Source organism: Branchiibius cervicis, assembly GCF_042661605.1.
Lineage (GTDB): Bacteria > Actinomycetota > Actinomycetes > Actinomycetales > Dermatophilaceae > Branchiibius > Branchiibius cervicis.
This window is the reverse complement of record NZ_JBHSWJ010000002.1, coordinates 3,292,551-3,319,373: the sequence shown is the minus strand read 5'-3', so window position 1 is coordinate 3,319,373 and position 26,823 is coordinate 3,292,551. Positions and strand designations below refer to the sequence as shown.

The window sequence follows — 26,823 nt, the reverse complement described above, 5'->3', positions numbered from 1 at the left end:
TTGACACACAACAACATTCACACGAAGGGAGGCGTCGGACATGGCTAGTCAGGACTGGTTCGAGAAGGACTTCTACGCCACGCTCGGCGTTCCCAGCGATGCCAGCGAAGCCGACATCAAGAAGGCCTACCGCAAGCTCGCCCGCAAATACCACCCCGACCAGAACGCGGGCGACGAAGCGGCCGAGCGCAAGTTCAAAGAGATCGGCGAGGCCAACCAGGTGCTCTCCGACCCCGAGCAGCGTCAGCAGTACGACGCGGTGCGGCAGATGGCCCGCGGCGGTCCCCGCTTCACGGCGGGTGGTCCCGGCGGCGGGGCCGGTGCCGGCGGCGCCGGATTCGAGGACATCTTCTCCTCGATGTTCGGTGGGGCTGGCGGCGCCGGGGGCGGTCAGAACGTCCGCTTCTCCACTGGTGGCGGCGGCGCCCAGGGCATCAACCTGGAGGACCTGTTCGGCGCGTTCGGCGGTGGACAGGCAGGTGGCACAGGTGGATTCGGTGGCGGTTACCAACCGCGGCCGCAGCGCGGAGCGGACCTCGAGGCCCGCACCACCATCACCTTCCGACAAGCCGCCGAGGGCGAGACGCTGTCGCTGCAGACCGGCGACGGCGAAACCATCAAGACCCGGATCCCCGCTGGGGTGAAGGACGGTCAGACCATCCGGCTGCGTGGCAAGGGCCAGCCCGGTCCGGGCGGCGCCGGCGACCTGCTACTGCAGGTCAGCGTCACCCCGCACCCGGTCTTCGGCCGGGACGGCAACAACCTGACCTTGGACCTACCGGTCACCTTCGCCGAAGCAGCCTTGGGCGCAACGATTTCCGTGCCCACCCTCGACGGCAAGCACGTCAAGGTGAAGGTCGCGCCCGGTACGCCCTCCGGGCGTGTCCTGCGGGTGAAGGGCCGCGGGATCAAGGCCAAGTCGGGGACCGGTGATCTGCTCGCCAAGGTGCAGATCGTCGTACCGCAACGTCTGACCGATGAAGCCAGGGCAGCAGTCGAAGCCCTGGCCAAACAGGAAGAGGGGTCAACCCCCGGGCGGAGCTGGAAGCGCAGGCCGCGCGATGAGCTTCACCCCCACGCATGACACCCCGGTCTACGTGATCTCGGTGGCCGCCGAACTGGCCGGTATGCACGCGCAGACGTTGCGGCAGTACGACCGGCTCGGTCTGGTGACCCCATCCCGCACGCAGGGTGGGGGCCGGCGCTACTCGGCCCGCGACATCACCATGCTGCGGGAGATCCAGCGGCTCTCCCAGGAGGAGGGCATCAGTCTGGCCGGTATCCAGCGGATCATGGAGCTGGAACATCAGGTGGAAGCGCTGCAGGACAAGGTCCTCGAGCTCACCGAGCGGTTGACGGCTCTGCAGGCAGGCACCAGATTTTTCGCCGCGGGCTCGGACGGCCAGATCGTCGAGCTGCGCCCGGGTGAGCGTCCGCTGCGTCCTTCGCGCAGTACCGCGCTGGTCAGCTGGCAGCCGTAACGCTGAGGTAGGCGCGAAGTCGCCTCGAGACCCGCGAGGCAATCAGGTCGATGCCCTGTTGCCCCGGATGTAAGCCGTCCGGGAGCAACGGGGCATCGTCATGCCCGAACACACTCAGACCGTCCACGTAGCTCACCGGGTCGTCCCGGACGGCCACGGCTTCGCTCATCAACGTGCGAATTCGTTGCAGGGTCAACGCACCTGCATCGGATTCGACCGTCCGACGCGACGCCCGGAACCGACCGTCGGCATCCATCAGCACCGGTCCGGGGTCATCCTCCTGTGTCGGGCACACGATCGGTGAGGCCAGGACGATAGGCACCTGCGGTTGCCGGTCGCGGATCAGATCGAGGAAGCCGTGCAGGGCCGGAACGAACGTCCGCTCCCGCATGCTGTCGGCGTTCGCGATGTTGATGCCTACAGCGAGCGTGATCAGGCGGGCCGGCACGGCGGCGATTACGCGGGCTACTGCCGGGTCCAGTTGCGACGACCCGCTCATCGAGAAGTCCCTCAGCCGCAGACCAACGGCGCGGGCCACCTGCTGCGGCCAGGTCGACTGGGGACCGCTGGCTTCCATCCCGTGTGAGATGGAGCTGCCGTAGTGCACCCATGGCACGCGTTCGTCGCGGACCGGCTCAAGCGGAGCGTCGCTCTCGATTGACACGATCTCGGTTGGCATCGTGTGCGGCAGCAACAGTCGCACCTCACCGGATGTTGAGCGTGGTTCGATGGTGACCGTCGCCGGGGGACCGGGAACCAGACGTGTTGTCGCGCCGTCGAGTTCGATATGTCCCGACGGCGGCAGCTGCACCTCATCGATGCCGTCGAGGCCATCCCGGCCATGCAGGACGCCAACGCGCGCGACCCCGCCCATCGCGTAGGTCTGGAAGGTCACTCGTAGTGTCCCTGCTGCCCGCGCCGTCACGCTCACGCCACACGGACAGGAGGTGGCCGCGCGAAACATCAGGTCGGGCACCTGCTGATAGATCGTCGCCGGCAACCGGGCGGGCAGGACTCCGCCACCGGGTCCCGGCATCAACGCCGCGAAACCGTCGAGGAGGTCGGCGAACGGCGGACAGGACGACCCGTTCACGCTCCCGGTGCCTGCTGTGCGTTGGCCTGGCTCAGCATCCCGTCGTACATCTCACGGGTGAATCCCTGCCCCCACGCAGTCAACTTGACCAGGGGCATCTGCTCGAACATCTTGTACAGCGTGGGGTCGAGCGACGTCACGTCGACCTTGTCACCGATCGCCGCGATCAGCGGAGCGATGAGGGTGCTGCCGACCGGGTGCGCCAACCATTCGCCGACCGTCGACAGATCCTGCAGCGGCAGCGCCTCAGGCTGGGCCTTGGTCGTGAAGCTGGCTGTACTCCTGATGTCCCGACTGGAGGCGCCGACCTCGAGGGTCCACTCGCGACCGGGGACGACCCACATTGCGTGCTGTGCGTTCCATTCGGAGAAGGCTCGCGAATCGAGTTCCACGCGGCAGGTGATGCTCTCGCCGGGATCCAGGAACACCTTCTGATAACCGCGCAGCTCGTGACGCGGTCGCGTCCGGTCGTTCGCGGCCACATACACCTGCGCGACTTCGGAGCCTGGTCGCGCGCCGGTGTTGGTGACCGAGAACTCCACGGTGGCGCTGTTGGTTCCGGTTGCGGTCACGCTCGCCGCGCCGTACTCGAAGGTGGTGTAGGTCAGGCCGTGACCGAACGGGAACCGCACAGGACGATCCATGGTGTCGTAATACCGGTAGCCGACGTGAAGGCCCTCCCCGTAGACGACTACCCCGTCCTGTCCCGGGAAGTTGAGGTACGCCGGAGTGTCGGTCAGGGACAGTGGGATGGTTTCGGTGAGCCGCCCGGACGGGCTCGCAGCCCCCGTCAACAAGTCCACGGTCGCCTTCCCGCCCGCCTGACCCAGCAGCCAACCCATGACGACCGCATCAGCCTGATCGGACCACGAGCCGAGCGAGACGACAGAACCGCAGCTGACCACGACGACGGTGGGGGTGTCCAGTTTGACCAGTCGGTCCAGTAGTTGCGTCTGCTCCTCCGGTAGGTCGATGTGCGTGCGGTCGAAGCCCTCCGACTCCGAGCCGGCGGGAAGCCCGACGAAAACCAGGGCAACCGAGGCGTTCCGGGCCAGATCAACTGCTTCTTGGCCGAGCTGATCCTTGTCGCCGCTGCCATCCAGGGTGAACCCCGGTGCGAACGACACACGATCGCCGGCTGATTCCCGCAAGGTTTCCAGCACGGTGCTCAACCGGGTCGGAACTACTTGTGAGGAGCCACTGCCCTGGTAGCGCGGCGTGCGGGCGAACTCTCCGATCACCGCAATGTTGTCCAGTGCGGGAGCCGCCAACGGCAGGACGCCGTTGTTGGTGAGCAGTACCGCGGATTCCCGCGCCGCCTGCTGCGCCACCCGGTCGCCGGCCTCGACATCCACCGTCATCGAAGGAGTGTGTGAGCGAACTCCGGCCGTGCGCTCGGCGAGCAGGTGCAGACGCTGATGGACCTGCTCCAGCCGCTCACGAGAAATGATGCCGCTACCGGTAGCGGCCGCGATCTGGTCATCGGTGCTGCTCGGCGGCATCTCCAGGTCCAGTCCGGCTGCCAGGGCAGCAACCCGATCGCTGACCGCGCCCCAGTCGGACATCACCACGCCGTCGAATCCCCACTCCTCGCGCAGGATCTCACGGAGCAGGTGGGGGTTCTCACTCGCGGGAACGCCGTTCACCTGGTTGTAGGAGCTCATCAGCGCCCAGGGCCCGGCCGTCGTCACGACGTGCTCGAACGCGCTGAGGTAGATCTCGCGCAGCGTGCGTTCATCCACCTGGGCGCTCACCCGGAACCGGTCGGTCTCCTGGTTGTTCACGGCAAAGTGCTTGGGGGTCGCGGCGACGCCCTGGGACTGGATCCCGCGGACGAACGCTGCGCCGTAGCGACCGGCGACCTGCGGATCCTCACTGGCATACTCAAAATTGCGCCCGCACAGAGGCGACCGCTTGATATTCAGGCCGGGACCGAGCAGGACGCTGACCCCGAGCGCCTTCGCCTCGCGAGCCAACTGTGCACCGACCTGCTCGATGAGGTCGTCGTTCCAACTGGAGGCCAGACCGACCGCAGGCGGGAAGCAGGTGGCCGGAATGCTGTTGCCGATGCCCAGCGTATCGCCTTCGGCCGGTTGCCGGCGCAATCCGTGCGGTCCGTCGCTCAGGACCATGGGATCCAACTCCCCGGGCAGCGAGGTGGTTTCCCAGGCGCTGGCTCCCGAGGTCAGGGAGGCGAGGTCGTCGATGGAGGGTTCGGTCACGGTCACGATGCGCTGCTTTCTGTGCGGTTCAGGTCCAGGTCGAATATTCCGGCCCGCGACTGTTGCCCGAGCCAGATGAGGGATGGTTTGGCGGTGCGATCGAACGAGGCGCCACGGTCGACGGTGGCCAACCCGAACGTCGGCGTCCAACGGCCCCACTCGTAGTTGTCCAGGAGAGACCAGTGCAGGTACCCCAGGACCGGGATCCCGTCGGTCATGGCCAGTGCCAGGCCGGTCAGGGCCGCGCGCGTGTAGTTGATGCGCTGGGTGTCGTCCCCGGTTGCGATGCCGTTCTCCGTTACCAGCACTGGGGTCGTGGGGAGTGTCTCCCGGGTGTGCCGTACCGCCTCTCCGAGCGCTTCGGGGTACACCTCCCAGCCGGTCAGTGTCCGCGGGCCTGGTTGCGGCACAACGCCTTCTGGTCCGAAGACGGTGCGGGTGTAGCTCTGGACGCCGATCAGGTCGTCCCCGGCGGCGGCTCTGAGGAAGACGTCCTCAACGAGTTCACGATAGATCTCTGCGCGTTCCTGGCCGCCCGGGACGGATTGGACGCACTGATTGGCGATGCTCCACCCAACCGGCAGTCCGGGGTGCTGGTCGCGCAGCAGGTCGGCCGTTGCGCGGTGGGTCTCGATCAACCGGTCGCGTACGACCGGGTCGGGGATGGGCAGACCGCCACCCAGGCCGTTGTCAAGCGTCGCTTCCCCGGAGATCACGCGCGACATGATCGCGACCATGTTGGGCTCGTTGATCGTGATGACGGCGTCGGCACCAGCGTCGATGACGCACTTGATCTGCCGTACGTATCGCAGGAAGGACCGGGTCGCGTCGGGTGCTTTCCAGCCGCCTCTTGCGGTGAACCAGGCCGGGTTGGTGAAGTGGTGCAGGGTCAAAACGGGGCGGATACCGGCAGCGACCGTGGCTTCGACCAGTCGGCGGTAGTGGGCGATGGCGACCTCGGAGAACTCGCGTTCGATCGGTTCGATCCTGGCCCACTCGATGCTGAACCGGTAAGTGTTCAAACCGGATTCGACGATCAGCGCTAGGTCGTCACGCCATCGACGGTAACTGTCGCACGCGCGACCGCTCGGTTCCTCCAATGGCGACCCGGGCATGGTCTCGAAGGTCCACCAGTCGCTGGTGGTGTTGTCGCCCTCGATCTGGTGGGCGGCCGTCGATGCGCCGAACATGAAGTGTTCGGGTAGGGCAAAGCCAGTTGTCATCGGGACTTCGTTCCGAACAGGTCCGACGATCGGTAATATTCGCCGAACCCGAGGTGGGTCCAGTAGGACGCAGCTCGTCGGACCGGTGCGATGACATCTGCGACGGTCAATCGTTCGTGTCTCCAGGACATCTCGCCGAAAAGTCCGAGGCGTGGCAACACAAGCATGGCGAGTTCGTCGACGGTGCCGATGGTCTCGCACCAGATCGCGGCTTCGACGCCGGCAAGGGGTGTGCCCTCAGGCAGTTCAGCGGCCGGGTCCCAGTCGAGCAGCGCGGACGTCGGCAACGGAGCATAACCGGGAAAACCCATGGTCTGCATCTGCTCGGTCTGTCGGTCGTCGACGCTGGGGTCGCTCACCCGCCGGTCGAAGTAGAGCGGGTTCTGGGGTGACATGAGGACCGGCACGCCGGATGCCGACAGCCGGTCGGGGTCGCCGGCAACATCCTGGAAGCTGCGGGCGACGGCTCGAGCCAGATCGGCGTACTCCGGCGGAACCGCAGCAGCCATACTCTCCTCGGTGGGAATGTCGGCCGGAGTCATCCAGTACTGCAGGACGTCCAGGGCGCCACCACTGCGCACAGCTTCCTGCCATCCGACAACGGTGGGGGCGCCCGCAGCTCTGGCGGCCTGCACCGCGGCGCGGACAGCGGTGTCGAACTTGGCGGGCACCATGCCGAATGCTTCATCCCCGCCGATGTGGACCGGCGAACCGGGGAAGTGCTCGACCAGTTGCGTGACCGCCTCTCGGATGAAGTCGAGTACCCCGGGGACGTCCGGGTCCAGGTGGGCAACGAGCGGATGAGCGGGCGGGTTCTCTCGGTCGACCAGGTCGGGGTGAGCCTGGAGGGCCGCAGCAACGTGCCCTGGCAGGTCGATCTCGGGGACGACGGTGATGAAACGCTCGGCGGCATGCTCACGGATGGCGGCCAGGTCGGCCTCGCTGAAGGAGTGCTCACTCGCAGTGCCGGGCGGGAACGGCAGACGCCAGCCCTGGTGGTCGGTCAGGTGCAGATGTAGGACGTTGAGACCGTGCAGTGCTGCCAGGTCGGTGAGAGCTACCACCGTCTCCAGTGGCCAGGGGTGCCGGACCAGGTCCACCGACAGGCCACGCCACGCGAAGCGGGGCCCGTCGGAGCCAGTGAGTTCCGGGTCTACCAACAATCGGACCAGACCGCGGAAGGCACCGGCTTCGGTGGCCGCGCACACGGTGGCGCCCTCTCCATGTCGGTCGACGCGGAAGCGTTCGTCGGCGAATTCCGGCCGCGGACTGACACCCGACGCCACGGTTGGCCCCAGTTCAGTCGGCGGTACCTGGACGTCGGTGATAGGCGGCAACGATTCTCCGAGGGAGGTCAGCAGCCTTTGGAATCGGTCCAGCACCAGGGCAGCGTTGAAGTTCTGATCGCAGGGACGTGACATCAGGCTGTTCCTTGGCGGTGCGTGGAGTTGCTCCAGAACTGCGTCAGTGCAGTTGCCAAGTTCTGAGGCTTATCGAGTTGAGCACTGTGACCGGCACCCTCCAACACCGTTCGCGGCGCGTGCAATCGGGCCGCTTCGGCTGCGTACCAGGCCTGGGGCCAGACCTCATCGTTGGCTCCGTAGACCAGGTGTACTGGCAATCCGGTGGAGGCGAGCCCGTCGGTCCGATCGGGATAGCTGCCGAGGATCGCAGCCACTCCCACAATGTTGTCGAGGCTGGTCGCATGTGCGCGTAGGCGTTCCATCTCCAAGGCCGGGTCCGACTGAGGCTCATCGGCCAGGCCGGGATGCGCGCCGATGAAGATCAACGACGTACCCACGGCTTTGACGAGAGCCAGTGCCTGTTGTGCTTGCGGGTCGGCGGGCACAGCCCGTGGGCCCGATGCGAACAGGGTCAGGGTCGCGAATCGGTCGGGGAGTCGATGGCGGCCTCGCGGGCCACGACGCCGCCGAAGCTGTGCCCGACGAGGTGGAGCGGCCGTCCCTGCCTCGCGACCAGTTGCGCAACCGACATCGCATCCGCGGTGAAGGCGTCAAGGGTGTAGCACTGTTGGCCCTCGGGCGCGGCTGAATCCGCCTGTCCGCGTTGGGAATACGCCCACGTATCGTATCCAGCGGAAGCGAGTAAGGGCATGAAGTCGAGAAAATCCTCCTTGGAACCGGTGAACCCCGGGATCAACAGGACTGTCCCGTGGTCGGACCCCACCGGTGCGGCATGCAGTCCGGTCAACGGCCCGACCTCGGTCTCGAACCGGACCGGTTCTACCCCGTGGGGAAGCGACTGGGGGCCGAAGGGCGACCCGGGAAGGATGGTGAAAGTTACCACGTGGTTACATTAGATGAGAAGTGGGTCACATGTCGAGGGCTCCTGTGCGCTGGTCCCGGGCCAGCGGTTCCGAGTCGGCCGGGCCCGGGTAGGTTCAGCACACGGACGACAGGATGGATGCCATGAAATCGACGATTCGTGACGCTTCCGCCATCCCGGGCCATCTCAGCCCCAAGGGACGGCGAACGCGCGAGCGGATCCTCAACTCAGCGTTGGAGCTTTTTGCCAAGGCGGGTTCCAACAGCGTTTCGCTACGAGCGATCGCAGCTCACGCTGGCCTGTCGCATCCCGCCATCCTTCGGTATTTCGCCAACAAGGACGAATTGGTCCTGGCTGCGATCGAAATGCGTGATGACACTCAGCTGATCGACATCCGGTCGACGGATCGATCGCACGAGGCAGTCACTGAGGTCTTTCGGGCTGTGGTCGAGTTGATGACGGTCAACTTCGAAAGTCCAGGCATCGTCGCGACGTACGTCAAGGTCAGTGCCGAGGCCACCGACGCCGAGCATCCTGGCCATGAGTACTTCACCCAGCGCTACGAGACGGTTGTCGAGGCGGCTACGTCTGCCTTCCGGCTGGCGTTTCGACAGAACCCGCCGCCATATCCAGTCACTGCGGCGAGTGCTGCCCGACAACTCATCGCTCTGATGGACGGCCTCCAAATCCAGTGGCTCCTTGACCCCGCAGGCACGGATGTCGCGCGCGTTCTGAGCGACTTCCTGGGGTCGTTGGGCATCGACATCACACGCTGAAGCAGCCCAGCTTCTGCACGATCGGCCGTGGTGACCCGGTTGTCCGGTTGCCGCGTAATTCGTTGTGTCTCAACTGTTTCTCCATGCCGACCTGACCTGCGGGCGGTCGGTAGTCATCGGAACGGCGGGCTTGCGGAACCCCTCGACACAAACGTAACCATGTGGTAATTTTTGCTCTGCCTGTGACCACTGTCACAGACAGGGCCGCGTGACGCGCGGGTGTTGCAGAGGTGGGAAGAGATGGATTCTCGAGGCATGCGAGTGGGGTCAGTCGTCCTCGCGATCTTGGCGTTGGTGGCTTCCGCTGTAGGGCTGTTCGCGACCAGCCAGCGTCCTGCCGCCAGCGATAGCGGCCAGGTCGCGCAATTGGCCGATTCGACCCACCAGAAGACCAACGGCCTGGTCAGCCAGACGCAGGGTCTCAGTGGTGGCGCCCAGACGTTGGACACCGGGCTTCAGGTGGTGAAGCAGGGCACGACCTCGCTTACGAACGGCGCCAAGTCGGCCGCCACCGGATCGCGGAGCCTGTCCACCGGCGCCAAAGCCCTTGATGCCGGCGCGCAGAAACTGGCCAACGGTGCTGGGTCGGCCAGTGCAGGTGGTACGGCGCTTGCATCCGGTGCGGACAAGGTGGCCTCTGGTGCGGGTGCGCTGGCCAAGGGTGCTGGGTCGGCCAGGACGGGTGGTACGGCGCTTGCATCCGGTGCGGACAAGGTGGCCTCTGGTGCGGGTGCGCTGGCCAAGGGTGCTGGGTCGGCCAGTGCGGGCGGTTCGGCGCTTGCATCCGGTGCGGACAAGGTGGCCTCTGGTGCGGGTGCGCTGGCTACCGGAAACAGGCAACTCGCTACGGGCGCAGGCGCGTTGGCCAACGGCACAAGTTCCGTGGCTACGGGAGCGAGCAGCCTGCGTGACGGTATCCATCGGTTCGTGACATCGGACGACGGCAAGACGGGCACTCTCACGCCAGCGGTGACGACACAGATGACCTCATCCATGACGACGTCGCTCGACGGCGCGCTGAGCGGTGCGCTCACCTCACCGACGATGAAGAAGGGGCTCTCCACCTCGCTGGGTGATGCCTTGACGAGCGCATTTGCCAACCCCGCGTTCCAAGCTGCCCTGAAGACCGGCGACCCCCAGATCATTCAGCAAGCGCTGAACACAGTGATCGCGCAAATGCCAGATCAATTCGCATCCGCCTTCCTCAAGGGTGCCTCGGAGCAGTTGTCGAAGCCCTTCGCACGGCAATTCTCGTCGGCGTACGTCGGTGGGCTCAGTCCACAGCTCGGTGCCTCCCTGGCTCCGCTCGCCGTCGGCAGCGACAACCTCGCGGCAGGCGCGGCCAAGGTCGATGCGGGAGCGCAGGCGCTCAAGTCGGGATCCGCTTCCGCCGCCGCGGGTGCGACCAGCCTCGCAAGCGGTTCGCAGTCGCTGGCCACGGGTGCTCATGCGTTGAGTGGCGGACTGGGCACGCTCAACAGCGGAGCCAACGCTTTGTCCAGCGGTTCGCAGTCGCTGGCCACGGGTGCTCATGCGTTGAGTGGCGGACTGGGCACGCTCGGCAACGGAGCCAACGCTTTGTCCAGCGGTTCGCAGTCGCTGGCCACGGGTGCTCATGCGTTGAGTGGGGGATTGGGTGCGCTCCGCAGTGGCGCGCGCTCCTTGGTGGCCGGCACCGGAAAGATTGCTGATGGCTCAGCAGCTTTGGCCAAGGGCAACGGTCAGCTGGCGGCCGGGTCGGGCAGTCTGTCGTCCGGTATCTCAGGTCTGGCGAGCACCGCTACCGACCAACACGCGGCAATCACCGACGCCTCGGCTGCGAGCGTGAGCTTGGCGGCCGACTCCACCAAGGTGGTCGCCGCCGCCGGCTCGACGGACAGTGCGGACTCCTCGGCGGCACCGGCTTGGACCGCGCCGACTTTGATCACGACCGGTGTGCTGGCTTTGTTGGTCCTTGCGCTCAGCTTCCTGCGGCGCCGGGAACAGAACTGAATCGCATCGCGGCTCACTCACACCCCACAGCTACTCAGAAAGTGAAGGAATCATGGTCACCACAACACGTCGGGGCGTACTCGGTATCGTCGCGGGCTCGGGTCTGGGAGCAATCCTGGCAGCGTGCAGCAACGGCGGCGGATCCGCCAACACGGGCGGGGGTGGCAGTTCCACCATCAATATCGGCTCCCTCGCCTACCCCGCGAATATGGATCCGGTCAACGCACAAGGATCGAATGTGCCGTTCTTTCAAGCGGTTTACGACAACTTGATCGACAAGGCCCCGACCGGTGAACTCAAGCCGATGCTGGCGACCGAATGGAAATGGTCTGCCGACAACAAGACGCTCGAGATGGCTCTGCGCACGGACGTCAAGTTCTCTGACGGTACGGCATTCAACGCAGACGCCGCCCGACAGAACCTATTGCGCTACCGCGACTCGAAACTCGCTGGGAGCACGCTGCTCGCGCAGGTGCAGGACGTCAAGGTCGTCGACCCCCATCGGCTGCAGATCGTGCTGTCCCAGGTCAGCCCGGGTTTCGTGCAGAACCTCTGGGCCGGGGCCGGCTTCATGGCCAGCCCGAAGTCCATCGCGGCCGGATCGGCGCTGAAGACGACACCGGTCGGGTCCGGGCCGTACACGATGGACGCGAGTCAGACTGCTCTGGGCAGCAAGTGGGTCTTCAAGGCACGCACTGACTACTGGGGCGAGAAGGCCAAGTTCGACACCGTCAACATCACGACCTACTCCTCGGAAACTGCGCTGGCCAACGGCCTGAAGTCCGGGCAGATCGACGCGGGGCTGCTCCAACAGCAGTCCTCCATCGACTCGGTCAAAGGTGTCAGCACGCTGAAGATGATGCCGTACCCCTTCGACATGATCTCCATCTCGATCCTCGACCACGACGGAACCATCGACAAACCGCTCGCCGATGTGCGGGTCCGGCAGGCAATGAACTACGCGATCAACCGCGAGAATCTGGTCAAGTACGTGTGGCAGGGGAATGCCACTGCTACCTCGATCCCGGTCAGCCCGGACTCACCGGCCTACGTCGCTTCGCTCAAGGACTACTACGAGCATGATCCGGCCAAGGCGAAGCAGTTGCTCAGCGAGGCCGGCTACCCCAACGGCTTCGCCATCACGATGCCGCAGTACACCCCGATCGCAACCGATGCCATCGCCAATTCCGTCGGCGAGGATCTGGCCGCGATCGGTATCAAGGTGACCTGGAAGAAGATCGACAACAACGGTCTCTACGCCGATGTCGTCACCAACAAGAAGTACTCGACGATCATCTTCAGTCTCGGCCTGTCGGACTCGGCCTGGGACATGGTCAACTCCGTGCTGAACCCGTTGGTGGGCATCGGACAGTACGACGACCCCAAGGGCCTTGCTCTGATCGACCAGATCCGGGCAGCCAAGACAGAAGCCGAGCGCAAGCCGCTCTACCAGGCTTTCGCCACCCACCTCGTGGAGTCGGCGTGGTCGGTTCCGATGACCATCCCGAACTACCAGTTCGTCATCGACCAGAAAGTCACTGCGCAACGTCAGGCGGGTATGGCCGTTCCGTCGTTACCGAACTACGCGCCGGCGAAGTAACCGGATCGAGAGCCGTTGTCCCGTGGTCGCATTCATTGCTCGCCGACTCATCGCCGGTCTTGCCCTGATCTTCGTGATCTCGTTCCTCAGCTACGCCTTGATCTCGCTCGCGGCGCCAGACGTCGCACACCAGATTCTCGGCATGAACGCCAGCGACGCCCAGGTGGCAGCCAAGCAGCATGCGCTGGGCCTGGATCAGCCGATGGTGGTGCAGTACTGGCACTGGTTGACCGCGGCGCTTCGTGGTGACTTCGGAACGTCATGGTTCACCAGCGAATCCGTCGCATCAACGATCATGAGTCGACTTCCAGTGACGCTCAGTCTGGTTGTCGTGGCCACGCTGGTTACCGGGATCATCTCCTGGGCTCTCGGCGTCGCGGCGGCGACCCGACGGGGCGTCGTCGACCGGATCGTGCAGATCATCGGCGTGATCGGGTACGCGCTGCCGGGGTTCTTGTTGACCCTGTTGCTCGTCCTGGTGTTCGCCGTTCAACTGCATTGGTTCCCCGCGGTGGGTTACGTGGGCCTGATGACCTCCCCATCGCAATGGCTGGCGTCCATCACGTTGCCCGTGATCTCTCTGTCGATCGGGGCGATCGCCGGGGTATCCCAGCAGGTACGCGGCTCCATGCTGGGAGTGCTGGACCAGGACTACGTCCGGACCCTGCAGGCGCGGGGTCTGTCGATGCGGCGGGTAGTTTTCAAGCACGCCTTGCGCAACGCATCCGCGCCCGCGCTCACGGTGTTGGGTTTGCAGTTCGTAGGGTTGCTCGGTGGCGCAGTACTCGTCGAACAGATCTTCGGACTGCCCGGAATTGGTTCCATGGCAGTGCAATACACCGTCCAGGGCGACATTCCGATCATCATGGGGCTGGTCATGTTCTCCGTTGTCGGGGTCGTGATCGTCAACCTCCTGGTCGATCTGCTGATCGGCTGGCTCACCCCGAAAGCGCGAGTCGCATGAGTACCTCTGTCCTTCCCGACAACACCGAGACGCCCATCGCTGCTGCCCCCACACGGCGTACGGTCTGGCGGCGGTTCCTTCGTAACCCGCAGGCCCTGATCTCCGCCATCGGGCTGCTGCTGATCATCGGTGCGGTGATCGCCGCCCCGCTGCTGACCGGTGCCAGCCCGACCGGCGGCAGCATCACCGATGCGTTCGGGCCCGCCCGCGCGGGACATCCGCTCGGTTTCGACGCCGCCGGTCGCGACGTCTGGGCACGACTGCTCTACGGGGGTCGTGCCTCGCTCGGCGGCGCAGTCATCGCTCTCGTCGTCGCTCTCGCGGTTGGTGCCATAGCCGGGCTGATCGCCGGCTACTACCGCGGCTACCTGGACCAGATCGCCAACTGGGTATTCAACCTGCTGATGTCCCTACCGGCGATGGTGGTGCTCCTGGCTTCACGAGCAGTGGTCGGTCCCAGCACCTGGGTGCTGATGTTCGTGCTAGGAATCCTTGCCGCTCCGGCCTACTTCCGGTTGGTGTCCGGGATCGTCAGTGCGGTCTCGGGTGAGTTGTACGTCGACGCAGCAAAAGTGTCCGGTCTGCCGGACTGGCGGATCATGGGCCGGCACATCCTGGCCGTCGTGCGCGGGCCGGTGCTGGTGCAGACAGCGCTCGTCGCGGGTATCGCCATCGGCCTTCAAGCAGCTCTGGAGTTCTTGGGAATCGGGTCCGGTGAAGCCTTCAGCTGGGGTGGCATGCTCAACGACGCGTTCCAGGTGATCGGCCAACAGCCGCACCTGATCGTTGCGCCGGCTCTTGCCCTCGGTCTGACGAATGCCTTTCTGGTGCTGTTGGCCAGCGCTCTGCGCGACGTCCTCGAACAGGACAACGCCGTCCCGACCAAACCCAGCAAGAAGGCGGTCCCACCGGCGACGGTGACCGGTGAGCCGCAGGAGCCGACCGGAGACCAGGTATCCGAGCGCGGCGCGTTGCTGTCGATTCGTGGACTGCGGGTGGCCTATGGCGAGGGCACCCAGGAGGTGGTGCACGGAATCGACCTCGACATCGCGGCCGGCGAAGTGCTCGGCCTGGTGGGCGAATCCGGCTCTGGCAAGTCTCAGACGGCCTTCTCGATCCTGGATATCCTGCCCCGTGGCGGTGTGGTCACCGGTGGCAGCCTCATGGTTGAGGGTCAGGAGATCACCGCGATCTCACGCTCGGCGCGTCGTGCTCTGTGCGGTCGGGTGCTGGGCTATATCCCCCAGGAGCCGATGAGCAACCTGGACCCGGCGTTCACCATTGGTGCGCAGTTGATCGAGCCGGTTCAACAGGTTCTGGGTCTATCCCGTTCGCAGTCCCGTGAGCGCGCCAAGGAACTACTGGCCGCAGTGGAGATCCACGATCCGGAGCGAGTGATGAAGCTCTACCCGCACCAGATTTCCGGCGGCATGGCCCAGCGCGTTCTCATCGCGGGAGCCATCTCGTGCGATCCGAAACTGCTGATCGCGGACGAGCCGACAACTGCGCTCGACGTGACCGTGCAAGCTGAGGTGCTCGCGCTGCTCCGCCGGTTGCAGAAAGACCGCGACATGGGTGTGCTGTTGGTGACTCACAATCTCGGTGTTGTGGCCGATATCGCGGACAACGTCGCGGTGATGAGGCGGGGACGCATCATCGAATACGGCGGTGTCCGTGACATTCTCACCAACCCGCAGGACCCGTACACGCAGAAGCTGCTCGACGCGGTGCTCGACGATGCGCCGACGCGCCCCGCGTGGCAACCGGGCACCAAGCAGGTAGACCACCTCGCCGAACCACTGCCGGGAGCTGTGACATGAGCCAGTCCGAGGGTCGGAGCCAGGAGTTGCTCACGATTCATGACCTTCATGTGAGTTTTGCCGGGAGGGGTTGGCGAGCACCGCGGGTTGAGGTTCTCCACGGGATCAACCTCGGGGTTCGTCGTGCCGAAACGGTCGGCCTGGTGGGCGAATCCGGATCCGGCAAGACCACGGTCGGCCGCGCGGTCCTTGGCCTGGTTCCGGTCGAAGGCGGATCCATTCGCTTCGACGACAACGAGATCTCGCGGTTGGGGCGGCGCGAGCGGAGGGCGCTGGCGAGGGATCTGCAGGTGGTCTTCCAGGATCCGTTCACATCCCTGAACCCATCACTGACCGTCGGAAGCATCCTTGCCGAGCCCCTCGTGGCCGCAGGCACCGACCGGTCCCGGGCCTCAGCTCGGGTCGCTGAGTTGTTGGACGCGGTCAAGCTGCCGAAGGATTCGGTTGGCCGGCTACCTCGCGAGTTCTCCGGCGGGCAACGCCAACGAGTAGCCATCGCGCGGGCCATGGCGATCGGCCCGCGTCTCATCATTTGCGACGAGCCGGTGTCGGCGCTGGATCTGAGCACCCAGCAAGCCGTGCTGGATCTGTTCATCGAGATGCAGGAACGCACCGGCGTGAGTTACCTGTTCATCTCCCATGACCTGAACGTCGTGCGATACCTGAGCCACCGGGTGGCGGTCATCCAAAGTGGTCACATCGTCGAGGCGGGTGATGCCGCCCAAGTGACCAGTAGCCCCACCCAGGACTACACGCGGCGGCTGTTGCTGTCCTCCCCGGTCACGGACCCGGACGAGCAGAGCCGCCGTCGTGCAGCTCTGGAAGAGGCACGCGCGGCCACGTGAGTCAACTCGACACTGCCTCCGCCAGCTTGGCCAGCGAGGCGTCGAGTTCCTCCTGGGAGATCAGCGGGAACAGGTTCTTGGCTAGCAACTCCTTGTCAGTCACCTTGCTCCAGTCGTAGGTCAACGTGACCTCGGTCTGCTCCGGGCCCTGCGCGTCCAGTTCGTAGACCCACTCCCAACCGGGCGGCTCGGTGCCTGCGGGCGCGGTCTGCCAGGCGATCAACTTGTCCTTGGCGAACCCGTTGATGTGGTTGTCGGTCTGGTATTCCCCGCCCATGTGGTCGCCCTCCATGTTCATCGTGAACACGTCGCCGACCTGCTTGATCCGGTCGCCCTGCGCAAGGCTGCGCACGAAGCCGGAGGTGTCCAACTCGACATGCCGGTGCGGATTGCTCAGCACATCGAAGATCTCGGCGGCGGAGGCGTCGATGGAGCGGCTCGCGCTCAACTTCTTCTCATCACTCATGGCTCCAACCTCGCCTGCGCGCAGGTCTGGGACAACCCCTGATCGGAGGCGGCGCCCGGTGGCAGAATCAACGCTCATGACCATCGAGCTGACCCGCCGTGCGACCCTCGCCGGCGGGTTCGCGCTGCTGGGGTGGGCGGCCACCGGCCCAGCCGATGCGGCGGCCGCCCCGCGCGTGACCTGTTACCCGGTCACCTCCTCGCGGGTCGCCGTACTCGTCTCCGGGATCTCCGGTGCGGTGCGTCTGCAGACGCCGGCCGGGCAGGTCCTGGGCCGGGGGCCGCTCTTGCCGGTACGGCGATCGTGACAGCCGCCGTGGCACCCAACGCCACGACGCGGCTGGCTTTGGTGACATCGGCTGGGACGGTGCAGGTCTCGGCTTCCACGACGACCACGACCCTGAATGCGTCGTTGTGGCGGGTCGCGAACAAACGCATCGCCCTGCCGAGCAACTTCGCCCCCGCACTGGTGACGTCGAGCGGCTCGTTCCGGTTGCGGCGGGACTGCGCGGCGGCGTACGGATCCCTGCGTCAGGCGGCAGCCCGGGCCGGTCACCCCACCGGGTTCACCAGTGCCTACCGCTCCTACGCCGGCCAGTTGTCGCTCTACAACTCCTATGTGCGATCCCTCGGCCGCGTCGGCGCCGACCGGCAGTGTGCCCGGGCCGGCCACTCCGAGCATCAACTCGGACTGTCCATCGACCTCAAGGGGTCGGTCGGGACTTCGGCTCTGGCGCAATGGATCGCGGCGAACGGTTGGCGGTACGGATTCATCGTCCGCTACCCGCGTACCGCTACCCGCGTCACCGGATTCGAATGGGAACCGTGGCACGTCAGGTACGTCGGTGGTCCACTCGCTGCCGACTACGCCCGGCGCAAAGCGACCGCGCTCGAGAGCTATTTCGGGCTGCCTGCGGCGCCGAGCTACTGACCGGCGGCCGCCCGGCGTACCTCGAGAGCATCGCCGCCGCGTCGTCGGGCGAGGCGTTTCAGCCCGTCGGCGGGCCGGATCAGTTCCGGCCACTTGGGCGTGAGGGTGTCCCCTTCGCGTACGCCGTTGATCCGCCTGCGCAGCAATGGCACCACTTCGCTTCGCACCCAGCGGGTTTCGTCACGCACGGTCTGCACGACGGGCCGCCGCTCGAACGGCGGGAAGTCCGGCAGTTTGAGGGTATGCGGGATGCCGAGCTCGGCGAGGACCGCCCCCGCCATCACCTTGTGGCCCGGCCGCGACATGTGAATGCGGTCGAAGCTCCATAGCCGGCGGTCGGCGAACTCCGGCAACCGCTCGTGGTCGATCAGGATGGCGTTCGTGGCTCGTGCGATGTCGCGAACCCCATTGTTATAGAACGCAATACGTCTGCGTACCGGCTCCAGGATCGGGCCCCGGGTGGCGTCGTAGGCGGTGAAGAGGATGAGCTGGGCACCGGACGTTCCCAGGCGGTCGATCGTGGCGGCGTACAGATCCATGAGCTCGGCCATGTTCACCCGCGCGGTCAGGATGTCGTTGCCCCCGGCGTAGAACGAGAGCAACGTCGGCCGCAGCGCCAGCGCGTCGTCGATCTGCTCCGCCGCGACTTCTCGTAGGTATTTGCTGCGGATGGCGAGGTTCGCGTAGAGCCAGCGGTCGTCGTACCTTCCGAGCTGGCGCGCCATCCGGTCAGCCCAGCCGCGAACCCCGTTGGGGTAGAGCGGGTTCGGGTCCCCGACCCCTTCGGTGAAGGAATCGCCCACTGCCACGAACCGTCGACGCATCGTCGGCAGGCTAGCCGCGGTCCGCCAACGGCAGGTGGCCGTCAGGTGACGACTCTCTGCCTGGGAAATAGCTGCCAATCGCCTGCCAAAACCCTGATCTGCCTTCCCGGTCCTCCCGGTGGCGCACACGCGTCGGATAGCGTTCGCCGGTCGAGGGGAAGGGACCCACATGAGGTGGTCACGTCATGGCGCATGGTTCGCGGCCGTCCTGATCGCGGTGGCCGGCCTCGTCGGGTTCCCGGTCAACGCGTCGGCAGCGCTGCTTCCGGCAGGGCAGGTCGCCACTGCGACGCCGACCACCTCGGCGACGACCGCGTTCGTGCCGATCAACCCGGCCCGCGTGGTGGACACCCGCTCCGGTAGGGGTGTGCGCACAGGCCGCGTGCCGGCAGGCGGTTCGATCACCATCACCGTCGGGGGAGTCTCCGGGGTGCCGGCCGGCGCGCAGAACGTCATCCTGAACGTGACCGCCGTGAACCCCACCGCGGACGGTTATCTGGTCGTGCAGGCGGCCGGTACCGCACGGGCGAAGACCTCGAACGTGAACTACATGCGGGCACGTACGACGCCGGGTCTGGTGTACGTGGCGCCGTCGACGACCGGCCGGGTCACGATCACATCCTCCGCCGCCGTGGATCTCGTCGTGGACGTGCAGGGTTACACACCGCAGGGCAGTGCCGGCTACCACCCGGTGGCACCTGTCCGGCTGCTCGATACCCGAAGCAGCGCTGCGATCGAGGCCGGCGGTACGCGCGCGCTGCGGGTGACCGGCGTCGCCGGTGTGCCCACAACCGGGGTCGAAGCGGTCGTGCTCACCGTGGTCGGCACACGATCCTCCGGCGCGGGTTACGTCAGCGTCTCTCCGCACGGCGTGGCTCGGCCGACCGTGTCGAACCTGAACACTGCTGTGGGACAGACCGAGTCGGCGTCGGTGATCGCCAAGCCGGGCACCGGTGGCACGGTCGACATCTACTCCTCCGGTCGTACCGACGTCGTGATCGACGTCTCCGGCTGGGTGTCGAGCGGCAGCAATTTCGTCGCGGTGACACCGCACCGGATCTACGACCAACGGACCCCTTCAGCGCCGCAATCATCACTCGACGGCGGTCCCCAGTTCGCTCTGGGTGGTCCCGCGAGTGCGGCCGGGGCGTTCCTCACGCTCACGGTCGTCGGCCTCGGCGCAGCTAACAGTGGATCCGTCGTGGCAGAGCCGGCAGGTCTGGTCTCGTTCGAGCAGCGTGGCCATCAGCCCCCGACCTCGATGGTCAATTTCCAGCCGCGTCACACCTCCAGCAATGCCGCGGTGGTCGCCGCCGGTCTCGACGGGAAGGCACTCATCGACGGATTCGGCCGGTCCAACGCACAAGTGATCGTCGACGTCTCCGGCTACCTCCTTGCGCCAGCAGCCGCGATCCGGACCGACGCGCCCACCGCGCCCAGCGCGACGCAGGAGCCTGGAACCGTCCGGTGCTTCGGCAGCGGAGATTGTGCGCTGCTGGATATGGCCGGCGCGGTGTGGTTCTCCCAAGCCGACGGCAGTTGGCGTCGGACAGCGCTGCCCGCCCAGCGGCTGCGGGCATTGAGTTGCACCTCGGTTGACTTCTGCGTTGCCTCATCCCCCGATCAGCAGTTCCGGTGGGACGGCAGCAGTTGGAGCGTGGTCAGCAACCTCGTGGTGGGGTCTTCGGTCATCCTGCAGTGCCCGAGCACGACCTTCTGTGTCCTCAGTGATGGTTCCAGGGGCTACGTCAGCTCCGACCTGAAGTCGTGGCAGCCGGTCCCGCAGTTGAGCTCACTGAACGGCGGGGTCGTCTCGTGCGCGTCGAGTGCGTCGTGCCTGGCCGTCGACCGATCGGACCATCAGGTGCTCTGGTCGGGTACGGCGTGGGTCGCCCGCAGCGCCCCGAATCCGCCCGGTGTCGAAAGCCTGTCCTGCACCGACAACGGCTGCGCGGCGGTCACCTGGTTCGGTGATCTGTGGCGCTGGGACAGCGGGACCTGGACCAGATCAGCGACGGGAGTCCTGCCCGCGGACCCGTCCCGTACCGATGCCCGTGTCTCCTGTGCGCCGACGGGCGAGTGTGCCGCCTTCTCAGGGTCCCAGGTAGCGGTCACCGCGGAGTCCGGATGGACCGCCGTGCCCCAACCCGGTTCGGTGGACCTGGAAGGCCTCGACTGCGGGACGGGGACGTGCACCCTTCTGACTGCCGACGGCGCAGTGCACCGGTGGAGCGGTCAGGGCTGGAGCACGCCGGACAGCCCGGTGCCCGCGTGGTACGGCGAGGCGTTCCTCGATTGCCCGGACGTCGATGGCTGCATGGCCGTCGATCTGTTCGGCAACGCCCGGCGGTGGGACGGGCAGCACTGGTCGGTGGCGGCGGCTGTGCCGTTGTCTTCTGGTGACACTGTCAGGTCGCTGCACTGTCTGAGCGATGCAGTGTGCTTCGCGGTGACCTCCGATGGCGCGCTGCATCAGTGGCTCGACCAGGTCTGGTCGGTTGTGCCCGGTGTGCGCACGCAAGACCTGTGGTGCACGCCCGATGTCGCCTGCACAGTCGTCGACGGCTCCTCCTCCCAGCGCACGACCGGCGGGGCCTGGGCATCCGCCGGCGCCGTTGGCGATGCGCCCGTGGCGGTTTCCTGCGTGACGACGCACTGGTGCATGAGCGTGGATGCCGGCGGCGCGACCCAGATCGGCGACGGCACGACGTGGCGCGACGCAGGGTCCACGTGGACCGACGGGTCGATCGCGATCACCGGCCTGGCCTGCACGTCGACGTCGCGGTGTCTGGCCTCCACGGGTGAGGGCGTATCCCTGCTCTGGGATGGGGTGCAGTGGTCTCTGCAGCGCGCCGGCGGTCTGGCCGGAACGGGTCTGCAGGCCCAGACACTGGAATGCGCGTCCGCGAGTGAGTGCATCGATTCCGAGGGGGCTACCGGGACCGCGACGATCTGGAACGGCCAGTTCTGGTCGACCCCCGTTGCCCTTCCTTCGGGTTCGTTCGCCTGCTCGAGCGGCCGATGTCTGGCGCTGGGAGCGCTGGTGCAACCGTTCGATTACACCGCTGCCACCGGCTGAACGGGCCTGGCAGGCTGGGGGCATGACCGAATACCTCCTGGTTTTCCCCGAGCGAGACGACGCCGACGCCGTGGCCGAGGAACTTCGAAGCGACGACTTCGCCGAGGTGCGCGTCGTCCGGGAGGCGCTGGCGGGGGAGGACGACAGCGAGGATCACGACTGGGCCGTCTATGTGCGCGTCGACACCATCGAAGATCCGACGAGCGCGGTCGCCAAAGCCCTGGTCGAGCGCTTCGAGGCGACGGCGGCGGAGAAGGGTGGCTGGCTGGACCAGCATCTGCGGTGAGCCTGCCCGAGGCCCTGCTGCTGCTGACCGCAGGATTCTTCGCGGGCTTGGTCGGCTTCGTCACCGGCCTCGCCTCACTGGTCTCTTACCCAGCACTGCTGGCGGTCGGCCTGCCGCCGGTCGCCGCGAACGTCACCAACACCGTCGCCCTTGTCGGAGTGGGTGCGGGGGCGCTGGCCAATTCGGGGCGCGACGTCTTCAGCTACCACCGTCGCCGACTGGTGGTCTGGGCGCTGTGCTCGATCGCTGGCGGCCTGATCGGGGCGGTGATCCTGCTGGTGGCACCGGCGGATTCGTTCGCCGCGATCGTGCCGTTCCTGGTTGCGCTCGCGGCGCTGGCGCTGCTGCTGCAACCGCGCATCCGGGCGCTGGCGCGAGGCGGCGATGCGCCGCGTGCTTTTGCGGTGACGCTGCTCGCGGTGTCGGTTTATGGCGGCTATTTCGGCGCGGGTGCCGGCGTGATGTTCCTGGCCGCGATGCTGCTGTTCACGTCCGAATCGATCGTGCTGGCCAGCATCATGAAGAGCTTCCTGCTCGGGCTGTCCAACCTGGTCGCAGCCGTCTACTTCGCGATCAGCGGCCCGGTGCACTGGCTGCCCGCCCTGGTGATGGGGGCGGGAGCCCTGGTCGGCGGCTATGCCGGGCCACCCGTCGTACGCCGAGTGCCGGCCGATCTGTTGCGCTGGACGATCGCGGCGGCCGGGTTCGGACTCGCGATGTGGCTGTGGGTCTCCCGGTGATGCCCGATCCACAAGCCTGGAAGAAGCGGGGAAGGGGGAACCGTCAGGGTGCGGCCGTGATCCGGATGGCGACCCGGCCGGCCTTCGGTTGACGACGGACGAAGGACACGGCCGACTCCACGGCCATGAACAAGCGGTATTCCAGGCCGTACTTCGCCTTCAGCAACGCCGCCACGTGGCCGACGGTGGCCGGGTCGGTCTCGATGGAAGCAGTCGCCTGGACAGGCACGGCGTCGTCGGCCACTTTCCCCTGTCGCCCGCACTCGACGAGCCCGACCCGCGAGGTGTGCCGCAGTCGCTTGAGCTTGGCCGTCCCTTTCGGTGTGAAGGCCACCAGCGAGTCGCCGTCGCGAGCGATCCAGACCGGGGTTCCGACACCTTCGCCGTTCTTGCGGTAGGTCGTCAGCAGGACGAAGTGGACGTCACCGAGGGCCAGCAGATCACTCATAGGGACCAGTCAACCAACCCCTGCCGCCCGCCCGGGCGCCTGCGCGCGCGGGCCGTAGAAATCCAGAGTTGAGCGGAATAGACTCAACTTTGAGCAGGTTGGACTTGATAGGACGTACGTCGGCCGGTGAGTGCCGCCGTACCAGCACTTATCGACGTACTCGAAGGAGAATCATCACCGTGGATCTGCAATTGACCACCAAGGCCCAGGAGGCCCTCAGCGGCGCCGTCCAGCACGCGACGTCCGCGGGCAACCCCCAGGTCGAGCCCGTCCACTTGTTGCTCGCGCTGGCTGAACAGACCGACACCACGACCGCTCCGTTGCTGGAAGCAACCGGCACCTCGGCCTCTGCGGTCATCTCCGAGGCGCAACGCCTGATCGGCCAGTTGCCCCGCAGCACAGGCGCATCCGTTGCCCAGCCCTCGATGACCCGCGAGCTGCTCAACGTGCTCGAGCGCGCTCGCCAGGAGATGACGGCGATGGGTGACACGTTCACCTCGACCGACCACCTGCTGCTGGCGCTGGCCCGCACGGGCGGATACGGCCTGAACGCCGACGCGCTGGCGGCCGCCATTCCGCAGACCCGCGGTGGCGCCAAGGTCACCACGCAGGACCCGGAGGGTGCGTTCGACGCCCTGGAGAAATACGGCACCGACCTGACCGCCGTGGCCCAGGAGGGCAAGCTCGACCCGGTCATCGGCCGTGACCAGGAGATTCGTCGTGTGGTGCAGGTGCTGTCCCGCCGGACCAAGAACAACCCGGTCCTGATCGGTGAACCAGGCGTCGGCAAGACCGCCGTCGTGGAAGGTCTTGCCCAGCGGATCGTGGCCGGCGACGTCCCGGAATCGTTGCGCGGCAAGCGATTGATCAGCCTCGACCTGGGCGCGATGGTCGCTGGTGCGAAGTACCGCGGTGAGTTCGAGGAGCGGTTGAAGGCCGTGCTGGAGGAGATCAAGAACTCCGGCGGTCAGGTCATCACCTTCATCGACGAGTTGCACACCGTCGTGGGAGCCGGCGCGACCGGTGACAGCGCGATGGACGCGGGCAACATGCTCAAGCCGATGCTGGCCCGCGGTGAGCTGCGCCTGGTCGGTGCGACGACGCTGGATGAGTACCGCGAGCACATCGAGAAGGACCCCGCTCTGGAGCGGCGGTTCCAGCAGATCTACGTGGGCGAGCCGTCCGTGGAGGACACGATCGCGATCCTGCGTGGGCTGAAGGAGCGCTACGAGGCGCACCACAAGGTGGCCATCGCCGACTCGGCCCTGGTCGCTGCTGCGTCTCTGTCGGACCGCTACATCACCTCACGACAGTTGCCGGACAAGGCGATCGACCTGATCGACGAGGCCGCATCACGTCTGCGGATGGAGATCGACTCCTCCCCGGTCGAGATCGACGAGCTGCGTCGCGCCGTCGACCGGTTGATGATGGAGCAGTTGCACCTGGAGAACGAGACCGACGACGCCTCCAAGGAGCGATTGGCGCGCCTGAAGGCGGACCTCGCCGACAAGGAGGAGCAGCTGGCTGCCCTCAACGCACGGTGGGAAGCTGAGAAGGCCGGTCTGAACAAGGTCGGTGAGCTGAAGGCGCAGATCGACGAATTGCGCACGCAGATGGAGAAACTCGAGCGCGACGGCGACCTCGGCGGTGCGTCGAAGATCCGCTTCGGCGACCTGCCGGCGTTGGAGAAGCAGCTCGAAGAGGCCCAGGCTGCGGAGGCCAGCGGTTCGACCGCGGGTGCCTCCGGTGAGGGTCCGATGGTCAAGGACGAGGTGGGTGCGGACGATATCGCCGACGTCATTTCCTCCTGGACCGGAATCCCCGCAGGGCGTCTGCTCGAGGGTGAGACCGAGAAGCTGCTGAAGATGGAAGACGTCCTGGGCCAGCGGCTGATCGGCCAGAAGGCGGCTGTCCAAGCCGTCTCTGACGCCGTACGTCGTTCGCGGGCAGGGGTTTCCGACCCCGACCGGCCGACCGGATCGTTCCTTTTCCTCGGCCCCACCGGTGTCGGTAAGACCGAGTTGGCCAAGTCGCTGGCGGACTTCCTGTTCGACGACGAGCGGGCCATGGTCCGCATCGACATGTCCGAGTACTCCGAGCGGCACGCGGTCGCTCGGCTGATCGGTTCGCCGCCCGGCTACGTCGGCTATGAAGAGGGCGGTCAGCTGACCGAGGCGGTCCGTCGCCGGCCCTACTCGGTGGTCCTGCTGGATGAGGTCGAGAAGGCGCACCCGGAGACCTTCGACATCCTGTTGCAGGTGCTCGACGACGGCCGCCTGACCGACGGGCAGGGTCGCACGGTCGACTTCCGCAACGTCATCCTGGTGATGACCTCCAACCTCGGCTCGCAGTTCCTGATCGATCCGACGCTCACCCGCGAGGCGCAGCACGAAGGTGTCATGGCGACTGTCCGCGGGACCTTCAAGCCCGAGTTCCTCAACCGGCTCGACGAGATCGTCATCTTCGATCCGCTGAGCAAGGAGGAGCTGGCCTCGATCGTCGACCTGCAGGTCGCCTCGTTCAGCAAGCGGCTCGCCGACCGGCGGATCACCTTGTCGGTGACCGACGCCGCACGGCAGTGGCTGGCCGACGAGGGCTACGACCCGGCGTACGGCGCCCGGCCGCTGAAGCGGTTGGTGCAGAAGGAGGTCGGCGACCAGTTGGCCAAGGAGTTGCTGTCCGGTGAGGTGCGCGACGGGCAGACCGTCGTGGTCGACCATCCCGAGGGCAGCGACGGGTTGGTCCTGACTCCGGAGGCCGCGCTGGTCTGACCCGGTTCCCGTTTCACACACTCGGAAATCTGCACTGTCTCGGTCGTTTGCCTGGCAAACGACCGAGACAGTGTCATGTGCCGAGACAGTGCCGACCGTTCAGAGGGTCAGGGCCGCCACCACGTCGTCGGTCGCTTCGTAGGTCAGCATGTGACCCTTGCCGTCCAGCTCCACCAGCGACGCCGACGGCAGCTTCTCCACGATCCGCTGCGCCAGCACCGGCGGCGTCAACTTGTCCTTCGACCCGACCAGCACGGTCGTCGGGATGTCCGCGAAAGCCGGCAGATCGGCGTACTCGTCGTGCTCGGTGATGGCCTTGATGAACCCGGCCATCACCCCGGTGCGCGTCCGGCGGATGTCGGCCAGGGTCGCGTCGATCGCCGGCTGGGGAGCATCGCGCGCGAACAGCATCGGTACGACCCGGTCCGCCCGGGTCGCCGGTCCCATCCGGAACGGCACGTGAGCCAACGCCGTCCACACCTGCTGCTCGGCCGGCAACCCCAGCCCGCGCAGACCGCCGGCGGCGGTCGCGACGAACGCCACGCGACGTACCCGGCCCAGCGAACCACCACCCCCGGCGTACGCCATGACGGTCATCCCGCCCATCGAGTGCCCGCCGAGGATCAGGTCGCCGCTGGGCACCGCCTCGGAGATCACGAACTCCAGGTCCGAGCCCAACTGCCGCAGCGTCTCGTGGCCGGTGCCGCGCAGGAAGCCGTGCCCGAGTTCGGAGTCACCGTGCCCGCGTTGGTCGTAGGCGACGATCCCGTACGCCGAGGGGAGAGCCTCGATGACCGGCAACCACGAGCGGTGGCTCAGGCACCAGCCGTGCGCCAGTACGGCGGTCGGCGCGCCATCGGCGGCGGCACGGGTGAACGCCGCGAGGGTGGCGCCGTCGGCGGCGGTGATGGACATCGGCTGCAGGTCGATGGGCAACGGTGCTCCTATCCGGATCAGTGACGTAGCTCACCCTACTC

At 66.4% G+C, this 26,823-nt stretch carries 24 protein-coding genes; 14 read left to right on the top strand and 10 right to left on the bottom strand.

Annotated features, from left to right (window positions below; translation table 11 throughout):
* The first annotated feature begins 40 nt into the window (after positions 1-40).
* Both ACFQBT_RS17170 and ACFQBT_RS17165 read left to right on the top strand, forming a co-directional pair.
* A complete protein-coding gene (locus ACFQBT_RS17170) occupies positions 41-1,084 on the top strand; it encodes a DnaJ C-terminal domain-containing protein (protein WP_377824579.1) in 1,044 nt (347 codons plus the stop codon).
* Positions 1,062-1,481, top strand: a complete 420-nt coding sequence (locus tag ACFQBT_RS17165; protein WP_377824577.1) for a heat shock protein transcriptional repressor HspR — start codon at positions 1,062-1,064, stop codon at positions 1,479-1,481. Before ACFQBT_RS17170 ends, ACFQBT_RS17165 begins: the two co-directional genes overlap by 23 nt.
* On the opposite strand, the gene ACFQBT_RS17160 is transcribed toward ACFQBT_RS17165, so the two are convergent.
* From ACFQBT_RS17160 to ACFQBT_RS17135, 6 genes are read right to left on the bottom strand one after another with little or no spacing between them, the layout of a single operon-like run.
* Positions 1,465-2,574, bottom strand: coding sequence for a GDSL-type esterase/lipase family protein (locus tag ACFQBT_RS17160; RefSeq protein ID WP_377824575.1), 1,110 nt, complete (start codon positions 2,572-2,574; stop codon positions 1,465-1,467). The two genes, ACFQBT_RS17165 and ACFQBT_RS17160, sit on opposite strands and share 17 nt — an antisense overlap.
* Complete coding sequence (locus ACFQBT_RS17155) at positions 2,571-4,802, bottom strand: glycoside hydrolase family 3 C-terminal domain-containing protein (RefSeq protein ID WP_377824573.1); 2,232 nt, start codon at positions 4,800-4,802, stop codon at positions 2,571-2,573. The genes ACFQBT_RS17160 and ACFQBT_RS17155 overlap by 4 nt, the downstream gene beginning before the upstream one ends.
* Complete coding sequence (locus tag ACFQBT_RS17150; RefSeq protein WP_377824572.1) at positions 4,799-6,019, bottom strand: family 1 glycosylhydrolase; 1,221 nt, start codon at positions 6,017-6,019, stop codon at positions 4,799-4,801. The genes ACFQBT_RS17155 and ACFQBT_RS17150 overlap by 4 nt, the downstream gene beginning before the upstream one ends.
* A complete protein-coding gene (locus tag ACFQBT_RS17145; protein WP_377824570.1) occupies positions 6,016-7,440 on the bottom strand; it encodes a family 20 glycosylhydrolase in 1,425 nt (474 codons plus the stop codon). Before ACFQBT_RS17145 ends, ACFQBT_RS17150 begins: the two co-directional genes overlap by 4 nt.
* Positions 7,440-7,868, bottom strand: coding sequence for an alpha/beta fold hydrolase (locus tag ACFQBT_RS17140; protein WP_377824568.1), 429 nt, complete (start codon positions 7,866-7,868; stop codon positions 7,440-7,442). Before ACFQBT_RS17140 ends, ACFQBT_RS17145 begins: the two co-directional genes overlap by 1 nt.
* 26 nt (positions 7,869-7,894) lie before the next feature.
* Positions 7,895-8,326, bottom strand: coding sequence for an alpha/beta hydrolase (locus ACFQBT_RS17135; RefSeq protein ID WP_377824566.1), 432 nt, complete (start codon positions 8,324-8,326; stop codon positions 7,895-7,897).
* Positions 8,327-8,448: 122 nt separating this feature from the next.
* On the opposite strand from ACFQBT_RS17135, the gene ACFQBT_RS17130 reads away from it, so the two are divergent.
* The 6 genes from ACFQBT_RS17130 to ACFQBT_RS17105 all read left to right on the top strand — a co-directional run bounded on the left by ACFQBT_RS17130 (position 8,449) and on the right by ACFQBT_RS17105 (position 16,302).
* On the top strand, positions 8,449-9,081 hold the full coding sequence (locus ACFQBT_RS17130; protein ID WP_377824564.1) for a TetR/AcrR family transcriptional regulator: 633 nt from the start codon (positions 8,449-8,451) through the stop codon (positions 9,079-9,081).
* Positions 9,082-9,336: 255 nt separating this feature from the next.
* Entirely contained in the window at positions 9,337-11,073 is a 1,737-nt protein-coding gene (locus ACFQBT_RS17125) for a hypothetical protein (protein WP_377824562.1), read from the top strand.
* Positions 11,074-11,125: 52 nt separating this feature from the next.
* Positions 11,126-12,673 carry an ABC transporter substrate-binding protein gene (locus ACFQBT_RS17120; protein WP_377824561.1) on the top strand — a complete coding sequence of 516 codons (1,548 nt, stop codon included), beginning with the start codon at positions 11,126-11,128 and terminating at the stop codon, positions 12,671-12,673.
* A gap of 22 nt (positions 12,674-12,695) precedes the next feature.
* On the top strand, positions 12,696-13,637 hold the full coding sequence (locus ACFQBT_RS17115) for an ABC transporter permease (protein ID WP_377824559.1): 942 nt from the start codon (positions 12,696-12,698) through the stop codon (positions 13,635-13,637).
* Positions 13,634-15,457: a dipeptide/oligopeptide/nickel ABC transporter permease/ATP-binding protein gene (locus ACFQBT_RS17110; RefSeq protein WP_377824557.1), complete on the top strand. Its 1,824-nt coding sequence runs from the start codon at positions 13,634-13,636 to the stop codon at positions 15,455-15,457. The genes ACFQBT_RS17115 and ACFQBT_RS17110 overlap by 4 nt, the downstream gene beginning before the upstream one ends.
* Positions 15,454-16,302, top strand: a complete 849-nt coding sequence (locus ACFQBT_RS17105; protein ID WP_377824556.1) for an ABC transporter ATP-binding protein — start codon at positions 15,454-15,456, stop codon at positions 16,300-16,302. The genes ACFQBT_RS17110 and ACFQBT_RS17105 overlap by 4 nt, the downstream gene beginning before the upstream one ends.
* Position 16,303: 1 nt before the next feature.
* On the opposite strand, the gene ACFQBT_RS17100 is transcribed toward ACFQBT_RS17105, so the two are convergent.
* Positions 16,304-16,768 (bottom strand): SRPBCC family protein, encoded by a 465-nt coding sequence (locus ACFQBT_RS17100; RefSeq protein WP_377824554.1) that lies wholly within the window; start codon positions 16,766-16,768, stop codon positions 16,304-16,306.
* 76 nt (positions 16,769-16,844) lie between these two features.
* Here ACFQBT_RS17100 and ACFQBT_RS17095 point away from each other — a divergent pair, with 76 nt between their 5' ends.
* Both ACFQBT_RS17095 and ACFQBT_RS17090 read left to right on the top strand, forming a co-directional pair.
* Positions 16,845-17,075, top strand: a complete 231-nt coding sequence (locus ACFQBT_RS17095; protein WP_377824552.1) for a hypothetical protein — start codon at positions 16,845-16,847, stop codon at positions 17,073-17,075.
* Between the two features lie 8 nt (positions 17,076-17,083).
* Positions 17,084-17,698: a M15 family metallopeptidase gene (locus tag ACFQBT_RS17090; protein ID WP_377824550.1), complete on the top strand. Its 615-nt coding sequence runs from the start codon at positions 17,084-17,086 to the stop codon at positions 17,696-17,698.
* On the opposite strand, the gene ACFQBT_RS17085 is transcribed toward ACFQBT_RS17090, so the two are convergent.
* Complete coding sequence (locus tag ACFQBT_RS17085; protein ID WP_377824548.1) at positions 17,692-18,522, bottom strand: SGNH/GDSL hydrolase family protein; 831 nt, start codon at positions 18,520-18,522, stop codon at positions 17,692-17,694. The genes ACFQBT_RS17090 and ACFQBT_RS17085 overlap by 7 nt on opposite strands.
* A gap of 169 nt (positions 18,523-18,691) precedes the next feature.
* Between ACFQBT_RS17085 and ACFQBT_RS17080 the strand changes: the two genes are divergently transcribed.
* Genes ACFQBT_RS17080 through ACFQBT_RS17070 form a run of 3 tightly spaced genes read left to right on the top strand, consistent with a single transcriptional unit; the run spans position 18,692 to position 22,627 of the window.
* Entirely contained in the window at positions 18,692-21,601 is a 2,910-nt protein-coding gene (locus ACFQBT_RS17080; RefSeq protein ID WP_377824546.1) for a hypothetical protein, read from the top strand.
* Positions 21,602-21,623: 22 nt separating this feature from the next.
* The gene (locus tag ACFQBT_RS17075; protein ID WP_377824544.1) at positions 21,624-21,887 is read left to right on the top strand and encodes a ribonuclease E inhibitor RraB; all 264 of its coding nucleotides are present in this window, start codon (positions 21,624-21,626) and stop codon (positions 21,885-21,887) included.
* Positions 21,884-22,627 (top strand): sulfite exporter TauE/SafE family protein, encoded by a 744-nt coding sequence (locus ACFQBT_RS17070; protein ID WP_377824542.1) that lies wholly within the window; start codon positions 21,884-21,886, stop codon positions 22,625-22,627. The genes ACFQBT_RS17075 and ACFQBT_RS17070 overlap by 4 nt, the downstream gene beginning before the upstream one ends.
* 43 nt (positions 22,628-22,670) lie before the next feature.
* On the opposite strand, the gene ACFQBT_RS17065 is transcribed toward ACFQBT_RS17070, so the two are convergent.
* A complete protein-coding gene (locus tag ACFQBT_RS17065; RefSeq protein ID WP_377824540.1) occupies positions 22,671-23,075 on the bottom strand; it encodes a PPOX class F420-dependent oxidoreductase in 405 nt (134 codons plus the stop codon).
* 179 nt (positions 23,076-23,254) lie between these two features.
* Here ACFQBT_RS17065 and clpB point away from each other — a divergent pair, with 179 nt between their 5' ends.
* A complete protein-coding gene (gene clpB, locus ACFQBT_RS17060) occupies positions 23,255-25,846 on the top strand; it encodes an ATP-dependent chaperone ClpB (RefSeq protein ID WP_377824538.1) in 2,592 nt (863 codons plus the stop codon).
* Between the two features lie 99 nt (positions 25,847-25,945).
* On the opposite strand, the gene ACFQBT_RS17055 is transcribed toward clpB, so the two are convergent.
* Positions 25,946-26,782 (bottom strand): alpha/beta fold hydrolase, encoded by an 837-nt coding sequence (locus ACFQBT_RS17055; RefSeq protein WP_377824536.1) that lies wholly within the window; start codon positions 26,780-26,782, stop codon positions 25,946-25,948.
* Positions 26,783-26,823: the final 41 nt, after the last annotated feature.

Bases quoted from the DNA above. Each gene is read 5' to 3' on its own strand.
- ACFQBT_RS17170 (WP_377824579.1), top strand. From the start codon at position 41: ATGGCTAGTCAGGACTGGTTCGAGAAGGACTTCTACGCCACGCTCGGC.
- ACFQBT_RS17165 (WP_377824577.1), top strand. From the start codon at position 1,062: ATGAGCTTCACCCCCACGCATGACACCCCGGTCTACGTGATCTCGGTG.
- ACFQBT_RS17095 (WP_377824552.1), top strand. From the start codon at position 16,845: ATGACCATCGAGCTGACCCGCCGTGCGACCCTCGCCGGCGGGTTCGCG.
- ACFQBT_RS17125 (WP_377824562.1), top strand. From the start codon at position 9,337: ATGCGAGTGGGGTCAGTCGTCCTCGCGATCTTGGCGTTGGTGGCTTCC.
- ACFQBT_RS17075 (WP_377824544.1), top strand. From the start codon at position 21,624: ATGACCGAATACCTCCTGGTTTTCCCCGAGCGAGACGACGCCGACGCC.
- ACFQBT_RS17130 (WP_377824564.1), top strand. From the start codon at position 8,449: ATGAAATCGACGATTCGTGACGCTTCCGCCATCCCGGGCCATCTCAGC.
- ACFQBT_RS17150 (WP_377824572.1), bottom strand. From the start codon at position 6,019: ATGACAACTGGCTTTGCCCTACCCGAACACTTCATGTTCGGCGCATCG.
- ACFQBT_RS17110 (WP_377824557.1), top strand. From the start codon at position 13,634: ATGAGTACCTCTGTCCTTCCCGACAACACCGAGACGCCCATCGCTGCT.
- ACFQBT_RS17085 (WP_377824548.1), bottom strand. From the start codon at position 18,522: ATGCGTCGACGGTTCGTGGCAGTGGGCGATTCCTTCACCGAAGGGGTC.
- ACFQBT_RS17145 (WP_377824570.1), bottom strand. From the start codon at position 7,440: ATGTCACGTCCCTGCGATCAGAACTTCAACGCTGCCCTGGTGCTGGAC.
- ACFQBT_RS17105 (WP_377824556.1), top strand. From the start codon at position 15,454: ATGAGCCAGTCCGAGGGTCGGAGCCAGGAGTTGCTCACGATTCATGAC.
- ACFQBT_RS17065 (WP_377824540.1), bottom strand. From the start codon at position 23,075: ATGAGTGATCTGCTGGCCCTCGGTGACGTCCACTTCGTCCTGCTGACG.
- ACFQBT_RS17120 (WP_377824561.1), top strand. From the start codon at position 11,126: ATGGTCACCACAACACGTCGGGGCGTACTCGGTATCGTCGCGGGCTCG.
- ACFQBT_RS17080 (WP_377824546.1), top strand. From the start codon at position 18,692: ATGAGGTGGTCACGTCATGGCGCATGGTTCGCGGCCGTCCTGATCGCG.
- ACFQBT_RS17100 (WP_377824554.1), bottom strand. From the start codon at position 16,768: ATGAGTGATGAGAAGAAGTTGAGCGCGAGCCGCTCCATCGACGCCTCC.